Raw genomic sequence first — 24,268 nt, 5'->3', positions numbered from 1 at the left:
CCGCCCCTCCGGATTCACAGTCAATCCACAGAGCACCCCAGGTAAACGTGTTTTACCATGGGGTGTTCGGTCGTTCCTGACCAGATCTCCCCCGAAAGGCCCCACGTGATCTCCTCCGTCCTCGACTGGCTCGTCTCACTCATGGAGACCATCGGCGCTCCCGGTGTAGGCCTGGCGATCCTCATCGAGACGGTCTTCCCCCCGATCCCCAGCGAGGTGGTCCTGCCACTGTCCGGATTCGCCTCGACCGAGGGGCACATGAGCGCACTGGCAGCATTCATCTGGGCTACCGCAGGATCCCTGATCGGTGCCTGGATCTTGTACTGGTTGGGGGCGGCGATCGGGGCCGACCGCCTCCGGGCGATCGCCGACCGGATCTGGCTGGTCGACAGCCGCGACGTGGACAAGGCACTGCGCTGGTTCGACCGCTTCGGGGACGCCACGATCCTCATCGGCCGGGTGGTCCCCGGCGTCCGCAGTCTCATCTCCATCCCCGCCGGCATCGACCGGATGAACCTCGTGAAGTTCTCGCTGCTGACGCTGATCGGCTCATCGGTGTGGAATGCGGTGCTCATCTGGGCCGGCGTCCTGCTCGGGGCGAACTACCACCGCGTGGCGGACACCATCGACAGTTTCTCCACGGTCATCTACGTCCTGTGCGCGATCGCCGCGGTGATCTGCGTGGTGTACCTGGTGCGCCGTGACCGTCGACGCAAGGCTGATCAGGCGCCCGGGACCAGCAACCCGCTCTCGTAGGCGAGGATCACCAGCTGCGCCCGGTCATGGGCGCCGATCTTCGACATGATCCGGTTGACGTGCGTTTTCGCCGTATGCGGGGAGATGAAGAACTTCTCGGCGATCTCCTGGTTCGACAGTCCCTGACCGACCAGCAGCAGGACCTCCTGCTCGCGCTCGGTCAGCCGCTCCAGTTCCTGCGCCGCCTCCTCGGAGACGGCACCGGCACCACCGGAGGACGCCCCGCCCTGACCTGTGGCGTCCGGCACGTCGATGTACCGGGCGATCAGGCTGCGGGTCGCCGCCGGGGAGAAGAGCGAGTCCCCGGCATGGACCGCCTGCACCGCACGGACGATGTCCTCGGGCTCTGCGCCCTTGCCGATGAACCCGCCGGCCCCGGCGCGCAGGGCGGAGACCACGTACTCGTCCTCCTCGAAGGTGGTGAGGATGAGGACGCGGGTCGACGCATTCGCCGGGTCGGCACAGATCTGCTCGGTCGCCCCGAGGCCGTCGAGGACCGGCATCCGGATGTCCATGAGCACCACGTCCGGGTGCAGGGACGCGACCAGGTCCACCGCGTCCTCCCCGTCACCGGCGGTGGCGACGACCTCGATGTCGGGGTGGGTGGAGATGATGTCGGCGACGGCCTGGCGGATCAGCGCCTGGTCGTCGACCACGAGTACGGAGATCACGGGGTGTCCTTTCGGCTGGGGGTCATCTGAGGGGCAGTTCGGCGTCCAACCGGAAGACGCTGTCGTCGGTGCCGGTGCGGACTGTACCGCCGGCGGCGGCGACCCGCTCACGCAGGCCGGTCAAGCCCAGCCCGCCGTGGGGCGCGTCCGGCTGGTTCCGGTCCGTGTCCGAGACCGGGTTCGAGACGGCCACGGTCACCGCCCCGGGGAGGACGTCGATCTTCAACGTCACGGTGTGACCGGACCCGTGCTTGCCGGCGTTGGTCAGGCCCTCCTGCACCACACGGTAGAGCACCCGGCCGGTGAGCTCGTCGACCCGGCCCAGGTCGGTCGCGGGGTCGTAGGTGACGGACATGCCGGAGTCCCGGACGGTACGGACCAGGGCACCGATCTCACCGGTGCCCGGCTGCGGCATCGAGGCGGCGGTCTCGCCGTCCTCGGCCCGCAGGTAGCGCAGCAGGACGCCGATCTCACTGAGCACCTCGCGGGACGCGGTGCGGATCGTCCCCAGTGACTCACGGGCCTTGTCCGGGTTGATCTCCACCGCGGCGGACGCCACCCCGGCGTTCAGGCTGATCACCGAGATACGGTGGGCGACCGTGTCGTGGAGATCCTGGGCGATACGCAACCGCTCCTCGGCGACCTGCCGGCGTGCCTCGGCCTCACGGGTCTGTTCGGCCCGTTCAGCACGTTCGGTCATTGCCGCGGTGTACTCCCGCCGCGACCGGGTGCTGTCCCCCAGGGCCGCGGCGATGGCGATCCCGGCGGCAACCTGGAAGACCTGCGGGTCCAGCGTGAGTTCCCCGGAGTAGATGAGGCTGAGCAGCGCGACCACCCCGGTGCCGATGATGCCGACCATCAGCGTGATCGTCCGGGTGTGACGGGTGGCCACCGACCAGGCGGCCACGATCACGGCGATCCCGGCACCGATCACGGGAAGCTCAAGGACAACGGTGGAGGTGTAGATCACGAGGGTCGTGGCGAACACCGGCACGGGCCACCGGCGTCGCAGCAGTATGACCGCGGCGGCGAGGACTGCGGCGACCGGGACGATGAACCAGAAGCGGTCGGGGTCCTCGATACCGGTCAAGCCGCTGAAGCCGCCCCGGTCGCCCGGCATGTCCGGGGCCGGCGGCCCGCCCTGTGGTCCGGGGTCGCCTGAGGGCCTGGGGCCGAGCAGTGCGGTGGACACCAGGATCAGTGCCACGACGGCGAGGTCGATCACCGGGGCGGGGATCCGGCGCTGAGGGGTCATGACGCCATTATTGCGGACGCCGCCGGACCAGGGACGGCGCATCCCGTCGGTCATCGTTCTTCTCCTTAACAAATACCGTGAAATATAAATACTGATCCTTCATCGGATGAGTGCCCGATGCATCCCCCGTCCGCGTACACCCCGTACCGCAGCAGGTGTATCCGTCCGATACTGCGTTCGCGGTACGGATTCAGACTCCCGGTCAACCCACAGAATTCCGACATAAAGCCATGTCATGTCCTGTGTACAACGACGGCCACAGGGAGCCGGCAGGAAAACCCGGCACTGCCCGCAGGATGTGCGCACAGCTACCGCAGACTCATATTCCGGCTCACAGGATTCGCCCAAGTGGGGGACACATTCTTATTTCCGTCATCGGTACTCACCGGCCCGGGTCCGCCCCCGGAACATCACAGAAAAGGAACCGGTCATGTCTTCCTCCCACCATCATGATCCTCGTGGATCTGCTCGCCATCTCGATCCTCGTCTTCGGCATCTACTACCCGCGCCACCACCGCTCCGATCTTGTGGTCGCCTTCCTCGGCGTCAACGTCGGCGTTCTCGCCGTCAGCCAGGTCCTCGGCTCCACCACCGTCGGCGCCGGTCTCGGGCTCGGGCTGTTCGGCGTCCTGTCGATCATCCGCCTGAGGTCCTCCGAGATCTCCCAGCGCGAGGTCGCCTACTACTTCGCCGCGCTGGCCCTGGGCCTCATCTCCGGCATGTCCACCGAGGTCACCCCGCTCAACATCAGCCTGATGGCCGTCCTGCTCGCCGTCCTCGCCGTCGCCGACTCCCGCCTGCTGTCCAACGGCGTGCGCACCATGGAGATCCGCCTCGATGCCGCGGTCACCGATCCGACCCAGCTGCCCCGGGAGATCAACGCCCGCACCGGTGCCGAGGTCATCGACGCCACTATCCGGTCCATCGACTTCGTCAACGACACCACCCTGGCCACCGCCACGGTCCGTACCAACGGACGCAACCGGTTGTTTCCCTCCCGCTCGACGCTCGATGCGCCGAAGTCCGAGATGATCACCGCATCCACCACCGTCCCGTCCACCGTCAGGAGCGCTCAGCGATGAAATCCGTCAGCCTCGAAGAACTCAACGCCGAAGCAGCCATGCTCACCAGGGTCGACCGCAAGTACGTCCTAAGGTCCGCCGCACTCACCGACGTCCTCACCCGGCTGGAGCAGGAGGCCCCGGAGACCCGCGTCCTCACCATCGACGGCCGCACCGCCCACAGCTACCAGTCCGTCTACTTCGACACCCCGGACCTCGCCAGCTTCATGATGGCGGCCCGGCCCCGCCGCCGGAAGTTCAAGCTGCGGACCCGGACCTACCTCGACACCGGAGCATCCTTCCTGGAGTTCAAGGTCGAGGGAGCCCGCGGCGTCACCGTGAAGTCCCGCTACGAGCTCACCGGCGAGGACGCCGCCCCGGCCGCCGATGACCGGCTCTCCCCCGGTGCCGTCGCCTGGGCCGAGGACCTGCTCGGTCAGGCCCGTGAAGCGGGAGTCGACATCCACGCCACCGACCTCGCACCGGTGATGTGGGGCACCTACGACCGCACCACCTTCCTGCTCCCCGGCGGCGGGGTCGGACGCGCCACCGTCGACACGAACCTCACCTGGCGGGGTGTCGGCACCGATACCCTGGAACGCCCCGACATGGTCATCGTCGAGACGAAGTCCGGCTCCCGCCCCTCGGACATCGACCGGATGCTCTGGCACAGCGGTCACCGTCCGTCGAAGATCTCGAAGTTCGGCACCGGCATGGCGGCCCTCCACCCGGAGCTCCCCCACAACCGCTGGAACCGCGTCCTGCGCGACTACTTCGACCTCGCACCCATCCACTCCACCACCCGCATCACCGCAACTTAAGGATCACATCATGCGTAACCACCTTCTCGGCGGCGTGGCCGCCGCCTCCATGGCCGGCGTCCTCGCGCTCGCCGCCTGCTCCTCCTCCTCCTCCGACGACTCCTCCGCCTCTGCGGAGACCACCACCACGGACGACGCCACCACCGACGTCTACGGGGACGCCGACCTGGTCAACGTACCGACCGCCGATGAGGTGCTCGACGCGAACAACGAGGCGTCCTCCGTGGACGACTCCGACTGGGCTGCCGCTTCGACGGACGACGCCGTCGACTACGACGGCGGCACCATCACCGAGGCCGGCGTGTACCGGATCAGCGGTGACGTCACCGAGACCGTCACCGTCGAGGCCGCCGACGACGCCCAGGTCATGCTCATCCTCGACAACGCCACGATCTCCTCCTCCGACGGCCCGGCGATCAACGTGGCCAGCGCCGATGACGTGGTCATCTCGCTGACCGGGGAATCCACCGTCTCCGACACCGACACCTACGCCGAGGACGCGGACGCCAACGCCGCGATCTACGCCGACGCCGACCTCACAATCACCGGCGACGGCACACTGAACGTCGAGGGCAACAGGGCCGACGGCATCACCTCCACCGACGACCTCGTCGTGAAGTCCGGCACGCTGAACGTCACCGCCGCAGACGACGGCCTGCGTGGCAAGGACGCCCTGGTCATCGAGGACGGCACCGTGACCGTGGATTCCGCCGGCGACGCCCTGAAATCCGACCAGGATGAGGACCCCACCAAGGGCTACGTCAACATCTCCGGCGGCACCGTGAAGCTCACCACCACCGCCGGCGACGGCATCGACGCCGCCACCGACGTCATCATCACCGGTGGCGACCTGGACATCTCCGCCGGCGGCGGTGCTGCTGCCGGCAAGGATGACGAGAACTCGACCAAGGGCATCAAGGGCGGCGTGTACGTCATCGTCGACGGGGGCACGATCAACGTCGACTCCGGTGACGATGCCGTCCACGCCAAGGGCGGCATCCGGATGAGCTCCGGTGACATCGCCCTGGCCACCGGCGATGACGGCGTCCACGCCGAGGTCGCTGTGATCCTCGACGGTGCCGATATCACGGTCACCGAGTCCGAGGAAGGCATCGAAGGTGGTCTCATCACCCTCTCTGACGGTCTGGTCGACGTCACCTCCAGCGACGACGGAGTCAACGCCTCCGGCTCGACCACCACCGAGGACGGTATCGCAGCCATCGCTGGGTCTGACTCGGAGGAAACCGACGACAGCACCCACGCCGCCGCGGAAGGCAGCACCGACGGCAGCATGGAGATCCCCGACCAGGGCGAGATGCCCACCATGCCCGAGGGCCTGGCCGACGGTGAGATGCCCACCATGCCCGACGGCGGCGAGATGGGCGGCGGAATGGGTGGCGAGGAGTCCACCGGTGAGCAGCTCAACATCACCGGCGGCACCCTCATCATCAACGCCGAGGGCGACGGCCTGGACTCCAACGGCGACGCCACCGTCACCGGCGGCGCCGTCATCGTCTACGGTCCGACCGACGACGGCAACGGCGCCCTCGACGTGGCCGGCGAGTTCACCGTCACCGGTGGCGAGATCACCGCGATCGGTTCCTCCGGAATGGCTGAGACTCCCGACAACACCGACGGTCAGGGCTGGCTCTCCGCGAACATCGACGGGTCCGCCGGTGACACGATCACCGTCAAGGACTCCACCGGTGCGGAGATCGCCTCCTTCACCAGCGAGAAGGACTTCGCCAACGTGGTCTTCGCCTCCGATGGCATCACCATCGGCGAGACCTACACCGTCACCGTCGGAGACACGGAGACCGAGGTCACCGCGGGTGAGGCCACCGAGTCCACCATGGGCGGCGGCATGGGTGGCGGCATGGGCAGCACCACTGACGAGGACAACAGCGCCACCACCACCGAGTAGGCACTCACTCCCAGCAGGCGTTCCAGCGGGGACGCCTGCGGCAGGTCGTAGTGGCCCCGGTCAGGACGACTCCCCGTCATGCGCTCAACCAGTCCATCGGTCCAGGCTATCCACCCGACCGGGCGTCGCACCGTCGCAGAGCGTCAAGACCCGGCGTCAGGATGTTTGACGCTGAAGACATCCCCACCCGGTCCCCACCCGGCAGACATCACTCTCCCCGGACGCGCTCGTGCAGCGAGTCGAGTTCACGGATGAGGGAGGTGGACGTGGCGGCATCGAAGAACCGGGTCCGCAGCTGCCAGTTCAGGCCACCCTCGGTCTCGAAGTTGTCGATGAGTCCGGCGATCGGGGTGGTGGCGTCGCGCAGACCGGGTTCCAGCCCGGCGACGGTGCTCCGGATGAACATCTCGGTGGCACCCGGTTCCAGACCGTTGTCCGCGGCCCACTGGCACAGTTCCGCGATATACTGCAGCAGGCCGGTCTGCGCTCCGGTCAGCACGGTCACCGCGGCCATCTGTTCCTCGTCGGCGACGGCGAGATAGCCGCCGAGGAGATCGAAGAGCTGCACCGCACGGGCCTCGGCCGGGATCACCGGCGTCACCCCCGCCCGGCGCGCCACCGGAGGCAGCGGCACGGAGCGGACGATCGCAGGACCCCCCTCATCCGAGCCGCCGACGGCGTCCCGCAGGGTGGCGAGATCGACGCCGGCCAGGGTACTGATGACCAGCTGGTCCGGGCGGAAAACCACCCCGTCCAGGGCATCGGTGAGCTGGTCGGGGCGCACGGAGACGATGACGACGTCCGCGGAGACCGCGACTCCGGCATTGGACGCCGCGACCGTCACCGCGTCGAACCTGGTGGCCAGGGCCGTGGCCCGGGTAGCGCTGCGCGGCGAGAGGATGACGTGACCGGGGGCGCCGGCGTCCTCGCTGAGCAGGCCGGTGACCATGGCCTCGGCGATCTCACCGACACCGATGACGCCGATCACGCCTGTCACGCCTGTCACGCCTTCGGCCATTTGTCCGCCTCCTGCATGATCATATGAATGACACTCGACGCGTGGATCTGCAGCAGTTCCCCGATGTCCGGCGCGTCGTCCGACCGGTCGAGTTCGTTGGAGATGATCAGCCCCTCGGCACCGGCAATGAGGTAGGTGATGATCGCGGTGCGGCGTTGCGGCGGGACGTGGGAGAAGTGGGTCTCACCGATCTTCTCGAACCGGGCGGTGAGGTTCTCCCGCATCTGCAGGTACATCCGGCGCGGACGCGGATCATCGGAGCGCTTCTGGAGCGCCAGCGGCAGGCCGATGTGGAGGAACTGGGGGTGCTCCTGCAGCGCACCGATGAGCTGCTCGGCGATGGCGAACAGCTCCAGGAGGATATTGCCGTCGGCGTCGATGTCCCAGGACTGGTTCCAGGCGTCGAAGCTGTCCTCGATGACCGTGGCCATCAGGTCGTCCTTGTCCTTGAAGTGCCAGTAGATGGAGCTGGCGGGCAGGCCGCACCGCCGGGAGATCTCAGCGATGGAGGTACCGTCGTAGCCGCGTTCTGCCCCGATCTCTGCGGCTGCGTCGAGGATCTTCTGCCTGGACCGTTCACCGTCGGCCCGGCGTCCCCGGGCCTTCTTTTTCGTGGTGGTGACCTTAAGGGGGTTGCGAGCGACGGTGTCTTCTGCTGCTCCTGTCATAGGCCCCATCCTATCTGGTTCGGGTATGAAAAGACCCGGGTGATGTGCACCACCCGGGTGTAGAGCCGACGGAGCGGCGGAAAAGACCGGACTAACCGACCTGGCGGAGATCCTCCTCGGACTCCTTCACCGCCTCGAGCGTCGCCTCGGTGGCCTCGGCGTCATCTGCGTTGGCGAACTCCAGAATCTGGTCGGTGTGGTTGTGCCCGTAGGACCTCTGACCGACCCCACCCTGACGCTTCTTCAGCAGCTCTTCGCGCTGCTCCAGCGGGGTCAGCGGGTTGCCGAACATCCGGCGGGCCACCTCAGGGGTGTAGACGCGGGGTGTCTTTGCCGGGGTCTTGAGCAGCAGTGGCTCCATGTAGCGCACCGCACGAGGGCAGATGCGCTTGAGCAGCCAGAGGAAGAGCTTCGGGTTGGCGTCCAGCACCTTGTAGATCGGCTTCCATACGGCGATGGACAGGGAGTCCATGAGCCGCGACTGCTTCACGCCGAGCATCGGACGCATCCAGCGAGGGTAAGTGGCGATGATGCTCCTGCGCAGCACGGGACGCCCCAGCCTGATGAGCCACTTCGGCAGGTCCGGCTCGATGGTCTCGAAGCCGTCGAGGATGTGGTCTGTGTTGCGGATCGCCGCCTCGGAGGCGGACAGCTTCTCGCGCCAGTCATCGAAGAACTTCTGCACCTGACCACGGGTCTTCGGCAGATCCTCCTGGCGGATCGGCTGGAACGCCGCGGAGATCGCCATCTGCTCCCAGTACTCGTTCTCCTCGTCGCGGGAGAGCTTTCCCGGGCCGAACTTCTCATAGATGTAGAGCATCGAGTGCCAGGCGGTGACGTGGATCCACATCTGCGAGTCGGGGTTGTTCGCCTCGAAGTTGTTGCCGGTCACCGGGTTCACGCCGTAGGAGCGGTCGTGGACCTTCATGAGAATGTCGGACATCCGGGTCATCGTCTGGGCATCCGCGGTGAGGACGGCGGCGAAGTACTCCATCGTCCGGTCGTAGCGGACCGGGGTGCGCTTGTAGACTTGGCCGGATGCGTCGACGGCGGCGACGAGGTCGGGGTCGAGGTGCTCGAGGGTCACAGCGCGGGCGAAGGCCTGGAGAGCGAAGCCGGGGAAGCGCCAGACCTTCCAGGTGACGGAGTCCGGGCCGAAGAAGCCCTCGTCCTCGCGGACCAGCGTGTCATCCTTGCTTCCGCGGCGGAAGGACTTCTTCGGGGTGGACCCTGCAGCGTCGGGGATGGTGGTGGCGTCGTCGGCGCCACTGAAGGGGCATGACATGATGTCCTCCAGAGTCGGTGTGGATATGTAGTGATCGTTACAGAAAAGGATAGGTCATATCCGTTGCCAACGAAAGAAGATTCTCCGATAAATCGTGATTCGCATCACTCTTCGCAGGTCACCCCGGTTGAAAGATTCGGGGACGTCCCACCCGGTCAGCCCCCAGACCGTTGAGGAAGGCCGCTGAGGGCACGAAATACAGCGATCCGGTGACCGCCGTGAAGAAGTCGAGGATGCGGTCGTGGTTGCCCTCCGGGACACCGATGGACATGTTGCGCAGCATCTGCTCCGTCACCGCCGGATCCTTGGCGTAGCCGATGAAGTAGGTGCCGAACTCGGCGTCCCCCACCGACATCCGGTGGTACGGATACTCCGGCGGTGCCGAGATGATCGGTTACGGCACCATCCCCACCTCCCGACTGCTCATCACCGGCGGGGCACTCATGCTCGGCGGTGGCGGGGCGCCCGAGGCACTCGATAACCACTCCCGGACGCCACGAAGCGGCAGCATCTACCGCTGACCTGGGCGGTCGGCGAACCCGACGACGGCACCACCAACGAGGACAATTTCGACGCCCTCACCGCGGCACGGGAGGGTACGAACTGGTACCGGCGTGAGGGCTTCGGGAACGTCGCGCTCGACATCGTCAGCGGGTGTGACCGCTGCATTGTCCCGCAGCCGCAGCTGCTGGCGTTCTTCCTCGACGCCCACGGTTAGTCGGCGTCCTCCGTGCCGGCCTCCGCACTCTCACGCATCTCGCGCGCCCGCTCCACGTCCCGGGCCATCTTCGACTCGCGCTTCTCACTTGCCGAGGAATCCCGGACACGCAGTTGCAGGGTCTCCTCGGCCGGAAGGCCGGCCCGCAGTTGCCGCATCCGGACGACCTCACTGTCGATGAGCGCACCGAAGACCAGTGACGCATTGACGAGGAAGAGCCACAGCATGAGCACGACCACGCCGGCCAGTGCACCGTACGTCGCGTTGAAGGACCCCGCCTTCGAGACATAGAGGAAGAAGAGCGCCGTCGCCAGGACCGTCGCGACAATGGCGATCGTCGCACCGACCGTGAACCAACGCATCCAGAACAGGTACCACGGGAAGTGGCGTCCTCCCCAGGTACGACGCATCCGGACATTGGGGGTGATGCGGTAGAGCATCCCCACACCCAGCACGACGACCCCGATGACCAGCACCCAGCGGACGTAGCGCCACACCGTGATCACTGCGGTCTCCAGGTGGATCAGTTCACCGACCGCCTCCGCGACCGGTCCGGCGATCACCGACCCGATGAGCCCGACAGCGGCCAGCAGCAGGAACATGGCGGTGAGCAGGTACATCTGCAGGTTCCACTTGAACATGCCGCGTCCCTCCGAGATCCCGTACACCGCATTCATCGTGCGGCTGAAGGTCTTGATGAAGCCGGACGCCGTCCACAGTGTGGTCACCAGACCGATGACCAGACCCAGTCCGGCCTGTGGCGCGCGCAGGATCGACTCGAGGACCGGACGCACCGTCTCCCAGGTGTCCTCCGGGGTCACCCCCTCGAACTGGTTGAGCAGCCGGACGACCGATTCCTCGCTCTGACCGAACAGAGCCAGGATCGAGACCAGGGCGATGAGCCCTGGGAACAGGGCGAGCAGGGCGCGGAAGGCGAGACTGCCGACGAAGTCCACGAAGTCCTGGTCGACGAATCGACGGACCGCCCGGGCAGGGACGTACCACCATGACGGCGGCAGGTCGGAGCCCGGGCTACGGAGCGAGGGAGTGTTCAGGGTGTCAGTCCTTGACCTCGGTGGCGTGCAGCTGCTCGTCGAGGTCCTCGGGGTCGAGGTTCGCATTCGAGAAGGCCGAGGTCAGCGGCAACCGCAGGTCAAGATCCGTGCCGGGGCACAGTTCGATCTTGCCCTCGGTGAGGGTGAAGTCGAGGACGTGGCCGCCCTGTGTCCGGGCATCGTCGATGAAGTGGACGTGGCAGCCCGGGACCGAGATGTTCTTCTCGTAGATCGGGGTGCGGAAACCGGCGATGACACCGGAGACGTCGGTGAAGTGCTGCTCGGCATCGTCCCCGACAGCCTCGGTCATCGGCGGGTAGGGCTTCTCCTGACGCACCACCGTGCGGGTCGTGACGTCGGAGAAGGTGCCGGTGATGCGGACGGCGTACATGTAGTTCGCCGAGGGCGTCATCTCGTCGATGAAGTCTGAGAGGTCGGCCCGCCGGATGTTCTCCGGGGCCCGGCGGCGGATGCGCGGCACGAAGTTCGTGCACACCGAGTAGGGGGAATGCTGCCCAAGGTCAGCGCGGGTGGCGGTGCCGTCGTGGCGCAGCTGGTAGCAGACGCCGTCGATGATGACCATCTCCCCGTCGAGGGCGTCGAAGGTGCCGAGGCCGAAATTGCCCTTGCCGAGCAGTTCGCCGACGGACATTTCGCCGTCGTAGATACCGTCGAGGAGAGCGGACATGAGAGAGTTCTGAAAGATCGTGTGCCGGGTCACGGGACTGTCGTTCATGGGTCCAGCGTAGCCGGTGACAGCAGTGTTCCCGCGGGTCCGGGCGCGTGATGTGCGCGACTGACCCACCGTCCACGTCAGAACGTCCACCACTGGTCGAGGCTTCGGAGAGTCCACCGATGATTCCGGAAAACAACCTCTGCGTAGCCTCGGTCAAGTGGTGAACAGCCGGAACCGGCCGAAGAACAGACACGTACCCACAGGGCACCCTTCAGCACCGGTGCGGTCTCCTGACCGGACGTAGCCTGGATGCCATGACCGACAGCATCGATTTCGAACCCCTCTTCCCGCTCGGCGGGAAGAACGACGCCTACGCCGCGAACTTCACCGGCCAGAGCTACCTGGCCCTGCTTACCGACAAGGGAGTACCCGTCGGAAACGTGACCTTCGAACCCGGATGCCGCAACAACTGGCACATCCACCACGCCACCGGCGGCGGCGGGCAGATCCTGCTGTGTACCGACGGCTCGGGGTGGTACCAGGCCGAGGGCGAGGATCCCGTGAGCATGACCCCGGGCAGCGTCGTCCAGATCCCCGCCAATGTGAAGCACTGGCACGGGGCAAAGGCAGACTCCTGGTTCACCCACCTCGCCATCGAGGTCCCCGGCGAAAACACCTCCAACGAGTGGCTGGAACCGGTCACAGACAAGTACTACGCGGCACTGCCCGCGTAAACCCACCTGCTCAGGAGAACAACCATGACAGCACTCACTGACACCCTCACCCTCACCACCGGCGACGACATCCCCGTCCTCGGCCTCGGCACCTGGTTCATCGACGATGACCAGGCCGCCCGGGCCGTGAAAGAGGCCGTCACCGTCGGCTACCGCAACATCGACACCGCCCAGGCCTACGGCAATGAAGCCGGTGTCGGGCAGGGCGTGCGTGAGAGCGGCGTCCCCCGCGAGGAACTGTTCGTCTCCACGAAGCTCGCCGCCGAGGTGAAGGACTATGAGGGCGCCGTCGCCGCCATCGACGGTTCCCTGTCGACCATGGGTCTGGACTATGTGGATCTCATGCTCATCCATGCCCCGCAGCCCTGGGATGACTTCCGCGGCGGCACCTACGACGAGGGAAATCTCGCCGCCTGGCGGGCACTCGAGGAGGCGTTCCACGCCGGGAAGGTGAAGGCCATCGGCGTCTCCAACTTCCTGGAGCGCGATCTCGACAACATCATCGACAATGCCGAGATCACCCCGCACGTCAACCAGATCCTCGTCCACGCCGGCAACACACCGGCCGGCCTCATCGACTACTGCCGGGACAAGCGCATCGTGGTGGAGGCCTACTCCCCGATCGCCCACGGCGAGATCCTCGACAACCCGAAGGTCAAGAATCTCGCGGCGAAGTACGGTGTCAGCGTGCCACAACTGTGCATCCGCTACACGCTGCAGCTCGGCACCGTCTCCCTGCCCAAGACCGCGAACCCGGGCCATATGCGCTCCAACGCCGAGGTGGACTTCATGATCGAGGACGCCGACATGGACGCCCTGCGCACCCTGGACGCCCGGGACTACGGCGATTCCTCGGCCTTCCCGGTGTACAGCGGGAAGTGAACAACCCCACCGTCAGGAAGGAGGAATGATGGAGAAAGTGACAGCCGGCCGGGACTCCCTCGGTGAATTCGCCCCGAAGTTCGCCGAACTCAACGACGACGTCCTCTTCGGTGAGGTGTGGAGCCGCGAGGACAAGCTTCCGGCCCGCGACCGCAGCATCGTCACCGTCACCGCGCTGATGGCGTCCGGCATCATCGACAGCTCGCTCGGATTCCACATCGAGACGGCGAAGAAGAACGGCGTCACCGCAGAGGAAATGACCGAGGTCCTCACCCATGCCGCCTTCTACGTCGGGTGGCCGAAGGCATGGGCCGCGTTCCGGGCGGCGAAGGAGGCCTACGAGGGGTGAATGTCGGTAGTGGCCGCCAGTGAGGCGAGCAGTCGCAGTTTCTCCTCGGACGCTGACCCCGGTTCCGCGGAGTAGACGTAGAGTGCCAGTCCGTCATCTGCAGTGACCTGCAGTTCCTCGAAGGCGAGAGTGAGCTCACCGACCTCCGGGTGGTGGAACCGTTTCGTCCCGGCCCCGTGGATCCTCACGTCATGCGCGGCCCACAGTTCAGCGAAGTCGGCGCTCAGCGTGGACAGTTCTCCGACGAGATCCTGTAACCCACGGTGCCCGGGATTACGTCCGACCTCGGCGTGCATCACACCGACGCACATCCGGGCCATGGTGTCCCAGTCCGGGTAGAACTCGCGGGACGCCGGGTCGAGGAACTGGAAGCGGGCGAGGTTCGCGCGACCGGACTGCGCCCCGGATGCGTCCTTCTCCCCGAGCACGGGACGGTAGAACTCCCGGCCCAGATCGTTGACCGCGACAATATCCTGCATCTCGTCGCGGACGAAGGCTACAGCCCCGGTGATGGCGTCCACCACCCGCTCCAGGGATGCCCTGACCTGGTGCGGACGGGTGGAGCGTGACCGTCCACGCGCCGAGGTCGGGACACCGTCGGCGGCACTGGCGAGGTCGTAGAGGTGCCGGTGTTCTGCCTCGCTGAGCTGCAGGGCACGGGCGAGGGCCTCCAGAACTCCGGCGGATGCCCCGGCGATCTGTCCCCGTTCCAGTTTCGCGTAGTAGTCCACACTGATCCCGGAGAGGTGCGCGACCTCACTGCGGCGAAGACCAGGCACCCTACGGTTACCGGTGGCCGGCAGACCCGCGGCGTCCGGGGTGATGCGGGCCCGGCGGGTGGTGAGGAACTCCCGTACCTCGGCCTGCGCCGCCCGCGCGTTCTTCCTGCTGTCCATGACGTCCAGCGTAGGGCGTGGCACAGGCCTCCGGCAGACCCGGACAATGCCCTGTCAGTACCTGGTTGAGGCCGGATACCGCGGATAACGTCGCAGGTAGGGGAATGAACACCATGGACTACGCACACCTCGGACGCTCCGGCCTGCTGGTCAGCAGGATCGGACCGGGCACCATGAACTCCGGGGACGCCAGCCCGGAAGCGGACGCCCACAGGATTCTCGACCACGCCGTCGACCTCGGGGTGAGCTTCATCGGGTCCGCCGATGTCTACGGTGGCCCGCAGAGTCCGGACATGGCCCAGTGTTACGGAACCTCGGAGTAGATCGTCGCGTCCGGCAAGATCAGCTACGTCGGATCCTCGAGCTTCGCCGGGTGGGACGTGACCGACTCCCACCTGACCGGTCGCGCCCGGGTGATCGAGCAGGAGCTCATCCCCGCCCTGGAGCACTTCCGGATCGGGCTGATCCCGTGGTCGCCACCGGCGATGGGGTGTGCCCGCCGGACGCCCCGACGCCGGCAGAACTCGACCGGATCTGGCCCGGCCCGGGCACTGCCCCACAGTCCTACGCCTGGTGAGAGTGGGCCGAGGAACTGGCGAACCCCCACGCCCCGGAGACCGAGGAGTACGGCATCAGTTCAGTCGTCTTCCGCAGTGACCGTCCCCTCGACCGTGGACGCCTGCTTGGAGCATTGCGTGCCACCACCGGACTGGTCCGGTCGAAAGGATACTGCTGGCTCGCCGACCAGCTGTCCCACGCCCAGATCTGGCACCAGGCCGGTCCGGATCTGTCGATCCGGCCCGCGGCGGGCTGGCAGGAAGCCGGTCTCACACCCGGCAACGAGGTCGTGCTCATCGGAGTGGGTTTCGATGCTCCCGCCCTGCTGGAAAGGCTGGACGGCGCCATGATCACCGACGACGAAGCCCGCGACCTCGTCCGATGAACAGCTCGAGGGCGGCCCGAGCTGAATCGCCCCGTGACATGTAGCGGCACCGACAGACATCACCTGACCAGACGTCCCGTCAGCCACCTCTCAGAACAGGGCGGACGCCAACCTCCGGCGGGCCCGTTCCGCCGCCGACGCGCCCGGTTCCAGGAGCCGGATGACGTCAAGGACACGGACACGGAGTTGCTCGCACTCCGCCGCCGGTCGTCCTGCCGCTGAGTTGGACAAGGCTCCTGACAGCAGGTCGACCGCATCAACCGGCCTGTCATCGAGGACAAGGACATCAGCGGTACGCAGCAGATCATCGAGTGTCGTCGAGGCAGTCCCTGTGACGGCGTCTCCTGCGTCGAGAAGCCGCTGTGCTCCGGCGAGCGTGGTGTAGACCGCCCGCTGGTCCAGTTCCTTCGTCCGTACCAGCACACCCACTGCCACCCGCGCCTGCTGCAGCACCTGTTGCGACGCCCGGTCTGGGTACTCCGCCAGCAGCGTCTCGTAGAGCGCGACCGCACCCTCCGGGTCACCACTGCCGACCAGATCCGCCGCCTGGCGCAGCCGGGGATCGGAGGTGAGCGCCACAGAATCCGCGGCGTCCGGGCCGTTGCCCGGTTTCCCTCGCACATCAGCCGCCTCGGCATCATCGACCAGAGTGTCCGGCGGCAGTCCTGCCAGCCGGTGTGCGACGCGCCCCACCACCGTCGACACCCAGTCAGCGCAGTCCACGCCGTTCTCCCCCAGACCGTCCTCCGGAGTCCAGGCTGCAATACCGGTGCCGTCGGCGACGACCTCGACGGTCGGCATCGACACCGGCCGGAACGCCGCCACGAGCCGGGGGAACCGGTCAGTATCCGCCACCGCCAGGATCCACCGCAGTCCCGCGGAGGATGCCGCCCCGGTGAGTTCCCGGCGCAGTGCCGACATTTCCGGGTCTACCGGAGAGCCGAGGATGACAACCACCGGGACCTGTGCCGACCGGGCGATGACCTCGGTGGGCAGACTCAGCGGTGTGATCGCGACGACCGGCGACACCCGCTGCGGAGCTGTCAGGGTCTCCGCGTCCGGAGCAGTCGTGGCGATGTCAGCGGCGGAGGCAGCACGGAAATCGACCGCGCCAGTGACTGCGAGGTCGCGGGCGAGGTCAGGGGCGCAGGAATCATGGGAGTGGACCATCGCGTTCCACCCTACGTCGCGGCCCCGCCTCCTGACCCCGCCTCGGACGCAGAAGAATCCTCACCGGCTGAGGTACGCACGGAAGCCCGGGAGCCTACCTCAGGAGGGGAGGATTTCTGAAAGGGGGAAGAGAGAACCCTTAGACGCCTGCCTTCTCGGCGGCGACGGCCTCCTCGACGCGCCGCTTCAGTGCGTCGAACTGGTCGAGGATCTCCTGCGGGACCTTCGGGCCGAGGAAATTGAGGTACTCGGCGTTGTCCTCGATGTCGTTGGCCCACTGGGACGCCGGCGCGGTGAGCGCCTCGCGGATGTCGGCCTCCGGCTCGGTGACGCCCTCGAGGTCCAGGTCCTCGTAGCGGGCGGTGTCCCCGACGATGGTCTCATCGGCACCGACGCGACCCTCGATACGGTCGACGATCCACTTGAGGACGCGGGAGTTCTCGCCGAAACCCGGCCACAGGAAGCGGCCGTCATCGCCACGACGGAACCAGTTGACCAGGAAAACGTCCGGCATCTTGTCGCCGCCCTTCCTGCCCATCTCGATCCAGTGGGCGAGGTACTCGCCGGCGTTGTAGCCGATGAAGGGCAGCATCGCCATCGGGTCGTGGCGCAGAGTACCGACGACACCCTCCTGGGCGGCGGTCTGACCGGAGGCCAGCAGTGCACCGACCATGGTGGCGTGGTTCCAGTCATGGGTCTGGGTGACCAGCGGGACGGTATCCGCACGGCGACCACCGAAGAGGATCGCGTCGACCTTGACGCCCTTCCAGTCGTTGAACTCGGGGGCGGCGGACGGGCACTGGGCGATCGGCACGCAGTAGCGCGAGTTCGGGTGGGCGGCCTTCTCGTTGGATTCCGGGGTCCAGTCGTTGCCCTTCCAGTCGATGAGGTGGGCCGGGGCGTCGCCCATGCCCTCCCACCAGACGTCACCGTCGTCGGTCAGTGCGACGTTGGTGAACAGGGTATTGCCGGCATCCATGGTCTCCATGGCGATCGGGTTGGAGCCGTAGCTGGTGCCCGGCGCGACACCGAAGAAGCCGTTCTCCGGGTTCACGGCGTAGAGGTGGCCGTCCTCGCCGAACTTCATCCACGCGATGTCGTCACCGACGACCTCGGCCTTCCAGCCCGGGATGGTCGGGGTGATCATGGCGAGGTTGGTCTTGCCGCAGGCGGACGGGAAGGCGCCGAGGATGTGGTAGGCCTTGCCCTCCGGGCTGGTCAGCTTGAGGATGAGCATGTGCTCGGCGAGCCAGCCCTCTTCCTTCGCCATGACGGACGCGATGCGCAGCGCGAAGCACTTCTTGGCCAGGATGGCGTTTCCGCCGTAGCCGGAGCCGAAGGACCAGATCTCCTTGGTGTCCGGGAACTGGGTGATGTACTTGGTGTCGTTGCACGGCCAGGCGACGTCCTCCTCACCAGGCTCCAGCGGGGCGCCGACGGAGTGGAGGCAGCGGACGAACTCACCGGTGGCGTCGATCTTGTCGAGGGCTGCCTGGCCCATGCGGGTCATGACACCCATGGACAGCACCACGTAGGCGGAGTCGGTGAGCTGGACGCCGAGCTTGGGCTGCGGGTCGTCGATGGGACCCATGCAGAACGGCACGACGTACATCGTGCGGCCCTTCATCGCACCCTTGTAGTGCTCGGTCATCTCCTCCTTCATCGCAGCCGGCGGCGCCCAGTTGTTGGTCGGGCCGGCGCCCTCCTGCTTCTCGGAGCAGATGAAGGTGCGGGACTCCACGCGGGCGACATCGGCCGGGTTGGAGCGGGCGAGGTAGCTGTTCGGCCGCTTCTCTTCGTTGAGCTTGATCAGAGTGCCGGCGTCGACGAGCTCCTGGGACAGTCGGTCGCGTTCCTCCACAGAGCCGTCAACGAACACGACCTGCGCCGGCTCGAAAAGAGCTACCGCGTCGATGATCCACTGCAGCAGTTCCTGATTCGTGGTGGGTGCCTGGCCGACGAGCCCGGGGATGGTCATGAATTCTCCTGACAAGAGTGGTGAGTTCGCGTCTTAACCACCCCAGCCTAACCCCATTCCCCCCGTTCCACACATTCCCACCCACCGGTTGTCCAGTTATCCGTGGGCCCGGTGGGGGTGACGGGGGGTTCAGCGTCCGTGTCACCGGCTTGTCCGCCGCGCTCCCAGTGCGACCAGGAGCCGTCAAAGCCCACGACAGACAGTCGGTCGACGTGTCCGTCTCCGTCGGTGTCGGAACAGACCGCCATGCCCCGGTCGTCAGTGAGGGTCACGGCGTCCTCCGCCGCGTCCTCTCCCAGATCGTGAGACGCCGGCAGCCCGTAACTCACGTCACCGATGTCGAGGATCAGGTGCCCGTCCGTCGCCGGATCCACCGGCTCCAGACCGTCCAGCCCGTCGAGTCCGTCGAGCCCGCCCAGATCGAACCAGTCGCCGCTCATCGCTTCGCCCCTGTCGTTTCAGCCACCACGGCGTCCGCCACCGCCGGCACCCGCAGCCGGGAGACCACCTCGGTGGCCACCGCACCCCACTGCCGACGCAGCTGCGCCGCCCCCGCCGCCCGGTCACGTTCCCGGCGTGCCCCGGCGAGCATCCGCCGACGCACCAGGGCGAGTGCCGCGGCGACGACCACACCCACGAGGACGCCGACCAGCGGCCCCGCCAGTCGACCCACCGCCACGGCGGCGGCAAGGCCCGCACCGCAGGACGCCACGAGGACCAGCAGTTCCCGTTGCCGGTCACCACCGGACACCGGTGATACCCCGGGCGGGGTCGGAGACTCCGGCAGGTGCGGCCACTCCACACCGTGTTCCAGCACGGTGCAGCGCAGCCGGGCCCGGAACAGCGCGTCAAGCCGTCCCCGACCGTCCGACGTCGCGGTGTCCCCGGACGCAGGCATGTCGGTCTCCAGCAGGTCGGACGCATGACGTTCAGCGGTGAGACGGACGGCCACCCGTACCCGGTCGATGCGGTCGGCGTCTGCCCGTCGGGCGTCGGAGACCCACCGGGGTACGTCGATCCAACGGTCCATGACCCCCTCGGCGAGCCGGTCGATGTTCCTCCGGTCGGCCGCGTCACCGTCCCAGGGCACGACAGTGACGCCGGGTTCGGTCGACAGTGGAGTCAGTGACGCCGACTCTCCCCCGTTGTAGACGACACAGCCACCCATGGCGTCGCGGACCGCACGGACGATCGCTGCGTCCTTACCGTCCTCACCGTCGTTGTCTTTCCGACCCGCTGTCACGGCGATGACGCCACCGGCGGTGTCCGGTCCCGCACCGACGACGAACCGTCGGCCGGGAACCCTCTCCTGAAGGGCCGCGGCCACGGCCACCACCTCGTCACGCTCCGGCCCGATGACGGACACGACTGTCGGTACCGCTGGTGCACTCACAGAGTTCACTGGTGCCTCCCCCTTACCGGCGTCCCCGCCGGATCGTCTGATTCTGCCGGACCAGAGAGCCGGCGTTGTTTCCCCTGCGCTGCGGTTCTGCCACAATGACAGGGATGTCTATTACTGAAAATTCCCCGGAGTCCCCGCAGGAACCGGATTCCTCCCGAGCCGCCCACCGCGGTCGGCCGCTCCAGACCGAGTTTAACGACGGTCGCGATTATCCGCGACTGGGTAGTTTCAGCTTCCGTCGCGGCACCCTCACCGACAACCAGGAGAACACCTGGGACGAGAACTGGCCCCACCTCGGCCGCGTCCTCGACGAGAATCCCGTCACCGCCGACGACCAGGTCATCGACCTCGATGACTGGTTCGGCCGCACCGGCCACGACACGATCGTCGAGATCGGTTCCGGCACCGGCACCTCCACCGCGGCAATGGCCCCGCTGGAGACAGACCACAACATCGTCGCCGTGGAGATCTACCGCCCCGGGCTGGCGAAGCTGCTCGGTTCGGTCGTCCGCGGCGGCATCACCAACGTCCGCATGGTCAAGGGTGACGGCGTGGAGGTCCTGCAGCGCATGTTCGCCCCCGGCAGCCTCGCCGGGGTGCGCGTGTTCTTCCCGGACCCGTGGCCCAAGGCCCGCCATCACAAGCGCCGGATCATCCAGACCGGCACGCTGCACCTCATCGCCTCGCGACTGAAGCCCGGCGGGATCCTGCACGTCGCCACCGACCACGCCGACTACGCCGCATGGATCGACGAACTGGTCAACGCCGAGGACGACCTCGAGTACCTGGGCTGGCCGGATGATCGCGACGAGACGGTCCCGGTGCTCACCGACCGGCAGATCATCACCAAGTTCGAGGGCAAGGGCCTCGACAAGGAACATGTCATCCGCGAGTACCTCTGGCGGCGACGCTGATGGGTGCCACCTTCTCCTACTCGGAGGCACCGGAGCGCCGTCCGGTCGTCCTGCTCGTGTGGGACGCCCCGAACATCGACATGGGCCTCGGTTCGCTCCTGGGATCCCGGCCGACCGCCGCCCACCGGCCCCGGTTCGACGCGGTGGGCCGTTGGCTCATCGGCCTGACCACCGACATCGCCGAGGAGTTCCGTGGCGATGATGACGAGGCTCTCGCCCCCGAACCCGAGGCGACGGTGTTCACCAACATCGCCCCCGGCTCCGCCGACCAGGTCCGCGGCTGGGTCGACGCCCTGCGCAATGTCGGTTTCGCCGTCTTCGCCAAACCGAAGACCAGTGACGATTCCGATGTCGACCCGGACATGCTGGACCACATCCGGCGTCGCCATGCCGAGGGCGTCCTCGACGGGCTCGTCGTAGCCAGCGCCGACGGCCGCAACTTCCGCGACCTGCTCGAAGAGCTCGCCGACGAGATCCCGGTGACCGTCCTCGGTTTCCGGGAGCACGCCCACTGGGCGGTCGACAACCCCGTCCTCGAGTTCGTGGACCTGGAGGATATCGAGGGTGTCTTCCGTGAGCCGCTGCCGCGGATCAGTCTCGACACCCTGCCTGACGGCGGTGCCTGGCTCCAGCCCTTCCGTTCCCTCAGCACCCTGCTCGGCTGATCTTCTCCGGCCACTTACGGACTTTCGCGAAAGGATTCCACGATGTTCACCAGATGGGGAGACGCCGCCTACCGCTGGCGGCGGGTGGTTCCGGTCATCGTCGTCGCGGTGATCGCGCTGCTGTACCTGCTGCTCGGGACGAAGCTCGGTGACCGGATGAGTTCCGAGGGCTGGGACGACCCGCACAGTGAGTCCACCCGCGCCGCCCAGATCGAGCAGGACGTCTTCGGACGCGACGCCTCCGGCGACGTCATCCTGCTGGTCACCCGGGACAACCCGGACGTCGACCTCAGCTCGGAGGAGGTGCGCACCGACTTCACCCGCCAGCTCAACGCGATCTCCTCGTCCCACCCGGACCAGGTCCGCCAGACCCTCAGCTACTTCGACAGCCAGCAGGCCCAGCTGATCACCGACGACGGCTCCGCCGCCTTCGCCTCGGTGTCCCTGCAGGGCGTCGAGGACGAGGTCCTGAAGAACTACCGGGAGATCGAGGACGCCCTGCACTCCATCGAGGTGCCCGGGGCGACCGTGGAGGTCGCCGGTGCCACGGCTGTCTCCGGTGCCCTGGACACCGGTATGAGCGACGACATCGCCCGCGCCGAGGTCATCGGCCTGCCGGCGGTCGCCCTGCTGCTCATCCTCGTCTTCGGTTCGGTCGTCGCGGCCTGTATGCCGCTGCTCGTCGGTGTGCTGTCGATCCTCGGGTCGATGGGTGTGCTCTCCCTGCTCGCCGACATCACCATGGTCAACACCTTCGCCCAGTCGGTGGTGACGCTGCTGGGTCTGGGCCTGGCGATCGACTACGGCCTGTTCATGGTCTCCCGCTACCGGGAGGAACTCGCCGAAGGACGCGATGTCCGCACGGCGGTGCGCAACACCACCGCGTCCGCCGGAAAGACGGTGGTCTTCTCCGCCCTGATGGTGGCCGTGGCCCTGTCGAGTCTGCTGCTGTTCCCGCAGGCCTTCCTGAAGTCCGTGGCCTACGGCGCGATCTCCGCGGTCGGACTGGCCGCCCTGCTCAGCGTGATCGTGCTGCCGAGTGTCTTCGCACTGCTCGGCCGGAACATCGACAAGTGGACACTGTTCCGCCGTGGTCGGACGAAGGAGGACACGGTCAACTCCTGGTGGGGACGCGTCCCCGCGTTCGCGATGCGGCACGCCAAGGTCCTCACCGTGGGCCTGGTGGGCGTCCTGCTGCTGCTGACCATCCCACTGGGCGGGGTGAAGTTCGGCGGCATCAACGAGACCTTCCTGCCGCCGGACGACACCACCCGCGTCGCCCAGAACCACTTCGACGGGAACTTCCCCGAGCTGCGCACCGACCCGGTCAAGCTCGTCATCCGGCAGGACGACGGTGCCTCCGCGGTCGGCCAGGTGTATCAGCAGGCCAACGCGGTCGAGGGGCTCACCGGCCAGTTCCAGGTCACCCAGCCCACGAAGGACGGGGTGACGGTGCTCTCCGCCGGTATCGCCGACCGGGACGACAATGACCGCATCGTCAACGAGCTGCGCGACATCTCCGTCGACGGGGCGGAGGTGCTGGTCGCCGGCACTCCGGCGATGGAGGTCGAGTCCATCGACGCACTGTTCGGCAAGCTGCCGTGGATGCTGCTGTACATCATCGTCGCGACCTTCATCCTGCTGTCTCTGGTGTTCGGTTCGGTGATCCTGCCGGCGAAGGCCGTGATCATGAATCTGCTCGGCACCGGTGCCACCCTCGGCATCCTCACCTGGATGTTCGTCGACGGCTTCGGTGCGGACCTGTTCAAGTTCTCGCCGGGTCCGCTGATGAGTCCGGTGCTGGTCCTCATCGTGGCGATCATCTACGGACTGTCCACGGACTACGAGGTCTTCCTGGTCTCGAGAATGGTGGAGGCCAGAGCCCACGGGGCGACGACGAAGGAGGCGATCCGCTTCGGCACGGCGACGACCGGCGGGATCATCACCGCCGCGGCCGCGATCATGATCGTGGTCTGCGGCGCGTTCGGGTTCTCGTCGATCGTGATGATGAAGTACATCGCCTTCGGCATGATCGCCGCCCTGGTCATCGACGCCACGATCATCCGTATGCTGCTGGTACCCGCCCTGATGGCGCTGCTGCGCGAGGACTGCTGGTGGGCACCGGCGTGGGTCACCCGGATCTCGGAGAAGATCGGGCACAATGAGCGGCTCGAGGGGGTGGACGCCTCGACCACCCCGGAGTTCGACGCAGCGGACAACCGGCAGTCCGCTGGCGAGAGCTCCGAGCGGAGTTTGCGTCGCACTTCTGCCGTCTCCGTGGCGAAGGATGCCGGAAACGGTGACGCAGACCCGGCATCCTCCGCGTCAGAGGTCCACGAGTCCGGCGCCCACGAGGACGGCCCCGTCCCCTTCGCCGAGCTCATGGCCCGGCTGGAACGCGACCGACGCAACGACAGGAAGGGCTGA

The 24,268-nt window shown here is 67.0% G+C and carries 24 protein-coding genes and 2 pseudogenes; 13 read left to right on the top strand and 13 right to left on the bottom strand.

Going from position 1 to position 24,268, the window contains the following annotated elements; all coding sequences use genetic code 11:
• Positions 1-105: 105 nt before the first annotated feature.
• Positions 106-756 carry a DedA family protein gene (locus ACZ9GM_RS13885; RefSeq protein WP_476038187.1) on the top strand — a complete coding sequence of 217 codons (651 nt, stop codon included), beginning with the start codon at positions 106-108 and terminating at the stop codon, positions 754-756.
• Here ACZ9GM_RS13885 and ACZ9GM_RS13880 read toward each other — a convergent pair.
• Together ACZ9GM_RS13880 and ACZ9GM_RS13875 are read right to left on the bottom strand one after the other, a co-directional pair.
• Positions 723-1,427, bottom strand: coding sequence for a response regulator transcription factor (locus ACZ9GM_RS13880; RefSeq protein WP_291475482.1), 705 nt, complete (start codon positions 1,425-1,427; stop codon positions 723-725). The genes ACZ9GM_RS13885 and ACZ9GM_RS13880 overlap by 34 nt on opposite strands.
• A gap of 22 nt (positions 1,428-1,449) precedes the next feature.
• Positions 1,450-2,682, bottom strand: a complete 1,233-nt coding sequence (locus tag ACZ9GM_RS13875; RefSeq protein WP_476038186.1) for a sensor histidine kinase — start codon at positions 2,680-2,682, stop codon at positions 1,450-1,452.
• A gap of 458 nt (positions 2,683-3,140) precedes the next feature.
• Here ACZ9GM_RS13875 and ACZ9GM_RS13870 point away from each other — a divergent pair, with 458 nt between their 5' ends.
• From ACZ9GM_RS13870 to ACZ9GM_RS13860, 3 genes are read left to right on the top strand one after another with little or no spacing between them, the layout of a single operon-like run.
• Positions 3,141-3,764: a DUF4956 domain-containing protein gene (locus ACZ9GM_RS13870; RefSeq protein WP_476038185.1), complete on the top strand. Its 624-nt coding sequence runs from the start codon at positions 3,141-3,143 to the stop codon at positions 3,762-3,764.
• Positions 3,761-4,564, top strand: coding sequence for a polyphosphate polymerase domain-containing protein (locus ACZ9GM_RS13865; RefSeq protein WP_476038184.1), 804 nt, complete (start codon positions 3,761-3,763; stop codon positions 4,562-4,564). Before ACZ9GM_RS13870 ends, ACZ9GM_RS13865 begins: the two co-directional genes overlap by 4 nt.
• A gap of 10 nt (positions 4,565-4,574) precedes the next feature.
• On the top strand, positions 4,575-6,488 hold the full coding sequence (locus ACZ9GM_RS13860; RefSeq protein ID WP_476038183.1) for a carbohydrate-binding domain-containing protein: 1,914 nt from the start codon (positions 4,575-4,577) through the stop codon (positions 6,486-6,488).
• Between the two features lie 208 nt (positions 6,489-6,696).
• Here the strand turns inward: ACZ9GM_RS13860 and ACZ9GM_RS13855 are convergent, their stop codons facing one another.
• From ACZ9GM_RS13855 to ACZ9GM_RS13840, 4 genes and pseudogenes are all read right to left on the bottom strand, one after another.
• The gene (locus ACZ9GM_RS13855; RefSeq protein ID WP_476038182.1) at positions 6,697-7,506 is read right to left on the bottom strand and encodes an NAD(P)-binding domain-containing protein; all 810 of its coding nucleotides are present in this window, start codon (positions 7,504-7,506) and stop codon (positions 6,697-6,699) included.
• Positions 7,491-8,174 carry a TetR/AcrR family transcriptional regulator gene (locus tag ACZ9GM_RS13850; protein WP_476038181.1) on the bottom strand — a complete coding sequence of 228 codons (684 nt, stop codon included), beginning with the start codon at positions 8,172-8,174 and terminating at the stop codon, positions 7,491-7,493. The genes ACZ9GM_RS13855 and ACZ9GM_RS13850 overlap by 16 nt, the downstream gene beginning before the upstream one ends.
• A 91-nt stretch (positions 8,175-8,265) precedes the next feature.
• A complete protein-coding gene (locus ACZ9GM_RS13845; protein ID WP_476038180.1) occupies positions 8,266-9,459 on the bottom strand; it encodes an oxygenase MpaB family protein in 1,194 nt (397 codons plus the stop codon).
• Positions 9,460-9,577: 118 nt separating this feature from the next.
• Positions 9,578-9,811 (bottom strand): annotated as a pseudogene (locus ACZ9GM_RS13840) (Dyp-type peroxidase); the annotation flags it as partial.
• Here ACZ9GM_RS13840 and ACZ9GM_RS13835 point away from each other — a divergent pair.
• Entirely contained in the window at positions 9,786-9,980 is a 195-nt protein-coding gene (locus ACZ9GM_RS13835; RefSeq protein WP_476038379.1) for a hypothetical protein, read from the top strand. The pseudogene ACZ9GM_RS13840 and the gene ACZ9GM_RS13835 sit on opposite strands and share 26 nt — an antisense overlap.
• Before the next feature lie 193 nt (positions 9,981-10,173).
• Here the strand turns inward: ACZ9GM_RS13835 and ACZ9GM_RS13830 are convergent, their stop codons facing one another.
• The gene (locus ACZ9GM_RS13830; RefSeq protein ID WP_476038179.1) at positions 10,174-11,298 is read right to left on the bottom strand and encodes a YihY/virulence factor BrkB family protein; all 1,125 of its coding nucleotides are present in this window, start codon (positions 11,296-11,298) and stop codon (positions 10,174-10,176) included.
• A complete protein-coding gene (gene budA / locus ACZ9GM_RS13825; protein WP_476038178.1) occupies positions 11,237-11,968 on the bottom strand; it encodes an acetolactate decarboxylase in 732 nt (243 codons plus the stop codon). Before budA ends, ACZ9GM_RS13830 begins: the two co-directional genes overlap by 62 nt.
• A 254-nt stretch (positions 11,969-12,222) precedes the next feature.
• Here budA and ACZ9GM_RS13820 point away from each other — a divergent pair, with 254 nt between their 5' ends.
• From ACZ9GM_RS13820 to ACZ9GM_RS13810, 3 genes are read left to right on the top strand one after another with little or no spacing between them, the layout of a single operon-like run.
• Positions 12,223-12,642, top strand: coding sequence for a cupin domain-containing protein (locus ACZ9GM_RS13820; protein WP_476038177.1), 420 nt, complete (start codon positions 12,223-12,225; stop codon positions 12,640-12,642).
• Positions 12,643-12,666: 24 nt separating this feature from the next.
• Positions 12,667-13,524, top strand: coding sequence for an aldo/keto reductase (locus ACZ9GM_RS13815; RefSeq protein ID WP_476038176.1), 858 nt, complete (start codon positions 12,667-12,669; stop codon positions 13,522-13,524).
• 28 nt (positions 13,525-13,552) lie between these two features.
• Positions 13,553-13,873, top strand: coding sequence for a carboxymuconolactone decarboxylase family protein (locus tag ACZ9GM_RS13810; RefSeq protein WP_476038175.1), 321 nt, complete (start codon positions 13,553-13,555; stop codon positions 13,871-13,873).
• On the opposite strand, the gene ACZ9GM_RS13805 is transcribed toward ACZ9GM_RS13810, so the two are convergent.
• Positions 13,861-14,769: a helix-turn-helix transcriptional regulator gene (locus tag ACZ9GM_RS13805; RefSeq protein WP_476038174.1), complete on the bottom strand. Its 909-nt coding sequence runs from the start codon at positions 14,767-14,769 to the stop codon at positions 13,861-13,863. The two genes, ACZ9GM_RS13810 and ACZ9GM_RS13805, sit on opposite strands and share 13 nt — an antisense overlap.
• A gap of 104 nt (positions 14,770-14,873) precedes the next feature.
• Between ACZ9GM_RS13805 and ACZ9GM_RS13800 the strand changes: the two genes are divergently transcribed.
• Both ACZ9GM_RS13800 and ACZ9GM_RS13795 read left to right on the top strand, forming a co-directional pair.
• Positions 14,874-15,092 (top strand): aldo/keto reductase, encoded by a 219-nt coding sequence (locus ACZ9GM_RS13800; RefSeq protein ID WP_476038173.1) that lies wholly within the window; start codon positions 14,874-14,876, stop codon positions 15,090-15,092.
• 257 nt (positions 15,093-15,349) lie between these two features.
• Positions 15,350-15,712, top strand: a pseudogene (locus ACZ9GM_RS13795) (GTP-binding protein); the annotation flags it as partial.
• A gap of 90 nt (positions 15,713-15,802) precedes the next feature.
• Here ACZ9GM_RS13795 and ACZ9GM_RS13790 read toward each other — a convergent pair.
• The 4 genes from ACZ9GM_RS13790 to ACZ9GM_RS13775 all read right to left on the bottom strand — a co-directional run bounded on the left by ACZ9GM_RS13790 (position 15,803) and on the right by ACZ9GM_RS13775 (position 20,253).
• Positions 15,803-16,882 (bottom strand): thioredoxin domain-containing protein, encoded by a 1,080-nt coding sequence (locus ACZ9GM_RS13790; RefSeq protein ID WP_476038172.1) that lies wholly within the window; start codon positions 16,880-16,882, stop codon positions 15,803-15,805.
• A gap of 139 nt (positions 16,883-17,021) precedes the next feature.
• Positions 17,022-18,860 carry a phosphoenolpyruvate carboxykinase (GTP) gene (locus tag ACZ9GM_RS13785; protein ID WP_476038170.1) on the bottom strand — a complete coding sequence of 613 codons (1,839 nt, stop codon included), beginning with the start codon at positions 18,858-18,860 and terminating at the stop codon, positions 17,022-17,024.
• Between the two features lie 47 nt (positions 18,861-18,907).
• Positions 18,908-19,300, bottom strand: a complete 393-nt coding sequence (locus tag ACZ9GM_RS13780; RefSeq protein WP_291475449.1) for a DUF6802 family protein — start codon at positions 19,298-19,300, stop codon at positions 18,908-18,910.
• Positions 19,297-20,253, bottom strand: coding sequence for a hypothetical protein (locus ACZ9GM_RS13775; protein WP_476038169.1), 957 nt, complete (start codon positions 20,251-20,253; stop codon positions 19,297-19,299). Before ACZ9GM_RS13775 ends, ACZ9GM_RS13780 begins: the two co-directional genes overlap by 4 nt.
• Positions 20,254-20,357: 104 nt before the next feature.
• Between ACZ9GM_RS13775 and trmB the strand changes: the two genes are divergently transcribed.
• The 3 genes from trmB to ACZ9GM_RS13760 are packed head-to-tail and all read left to right on the top strand — an operon-like array spanning position 20,358 to position 24,268.
• Positions 20,358-21,176, top strand: coding sequence for a tRNA (guanosine(46)-N7)-methyltransferase TrmB (trmB, locus tag ACZ9GM_RS13770; RefSeq protein ID WP_476038168.1), 819 nt, complete (start codon positions 20,358-20,360; stop codon positions 21,174-21,176).
• Complete coding sequence (locus ACZ9GM_RS13765; RefSeq protein ID WP_476038167.1) at positions 21,176-21,841, top strand: NYN domain-containing protein; 666 nt, start codon at positions 21,176-21,178, stop codon at positions 21,839-21,841. The genes trmB and ACZ9GM_RS13765 overlap by 1 nt, the downstream gene beginning before the upstream one ends.
• A gap of 42 nt (positions 21,842-21,883) precedes the next feature.
• On the top strand, positions 21,884-24,268 hold the full coding sequence (locus tag ACZ9GM_RS13760; RefSeq protein WP_476038166.1) for an MMPL family transporter: 2,385 nt from the start codon (positions 21,884-21,886) through the stop codon (positions 24,266-24,268).

The sequence above is a fragment of the Corynebacterium sp. UD i78 genome, from assembly GCF_056280545.1.
This window is presented reverse-complemented; position numbering and strand designations above follow the sequence as displayed.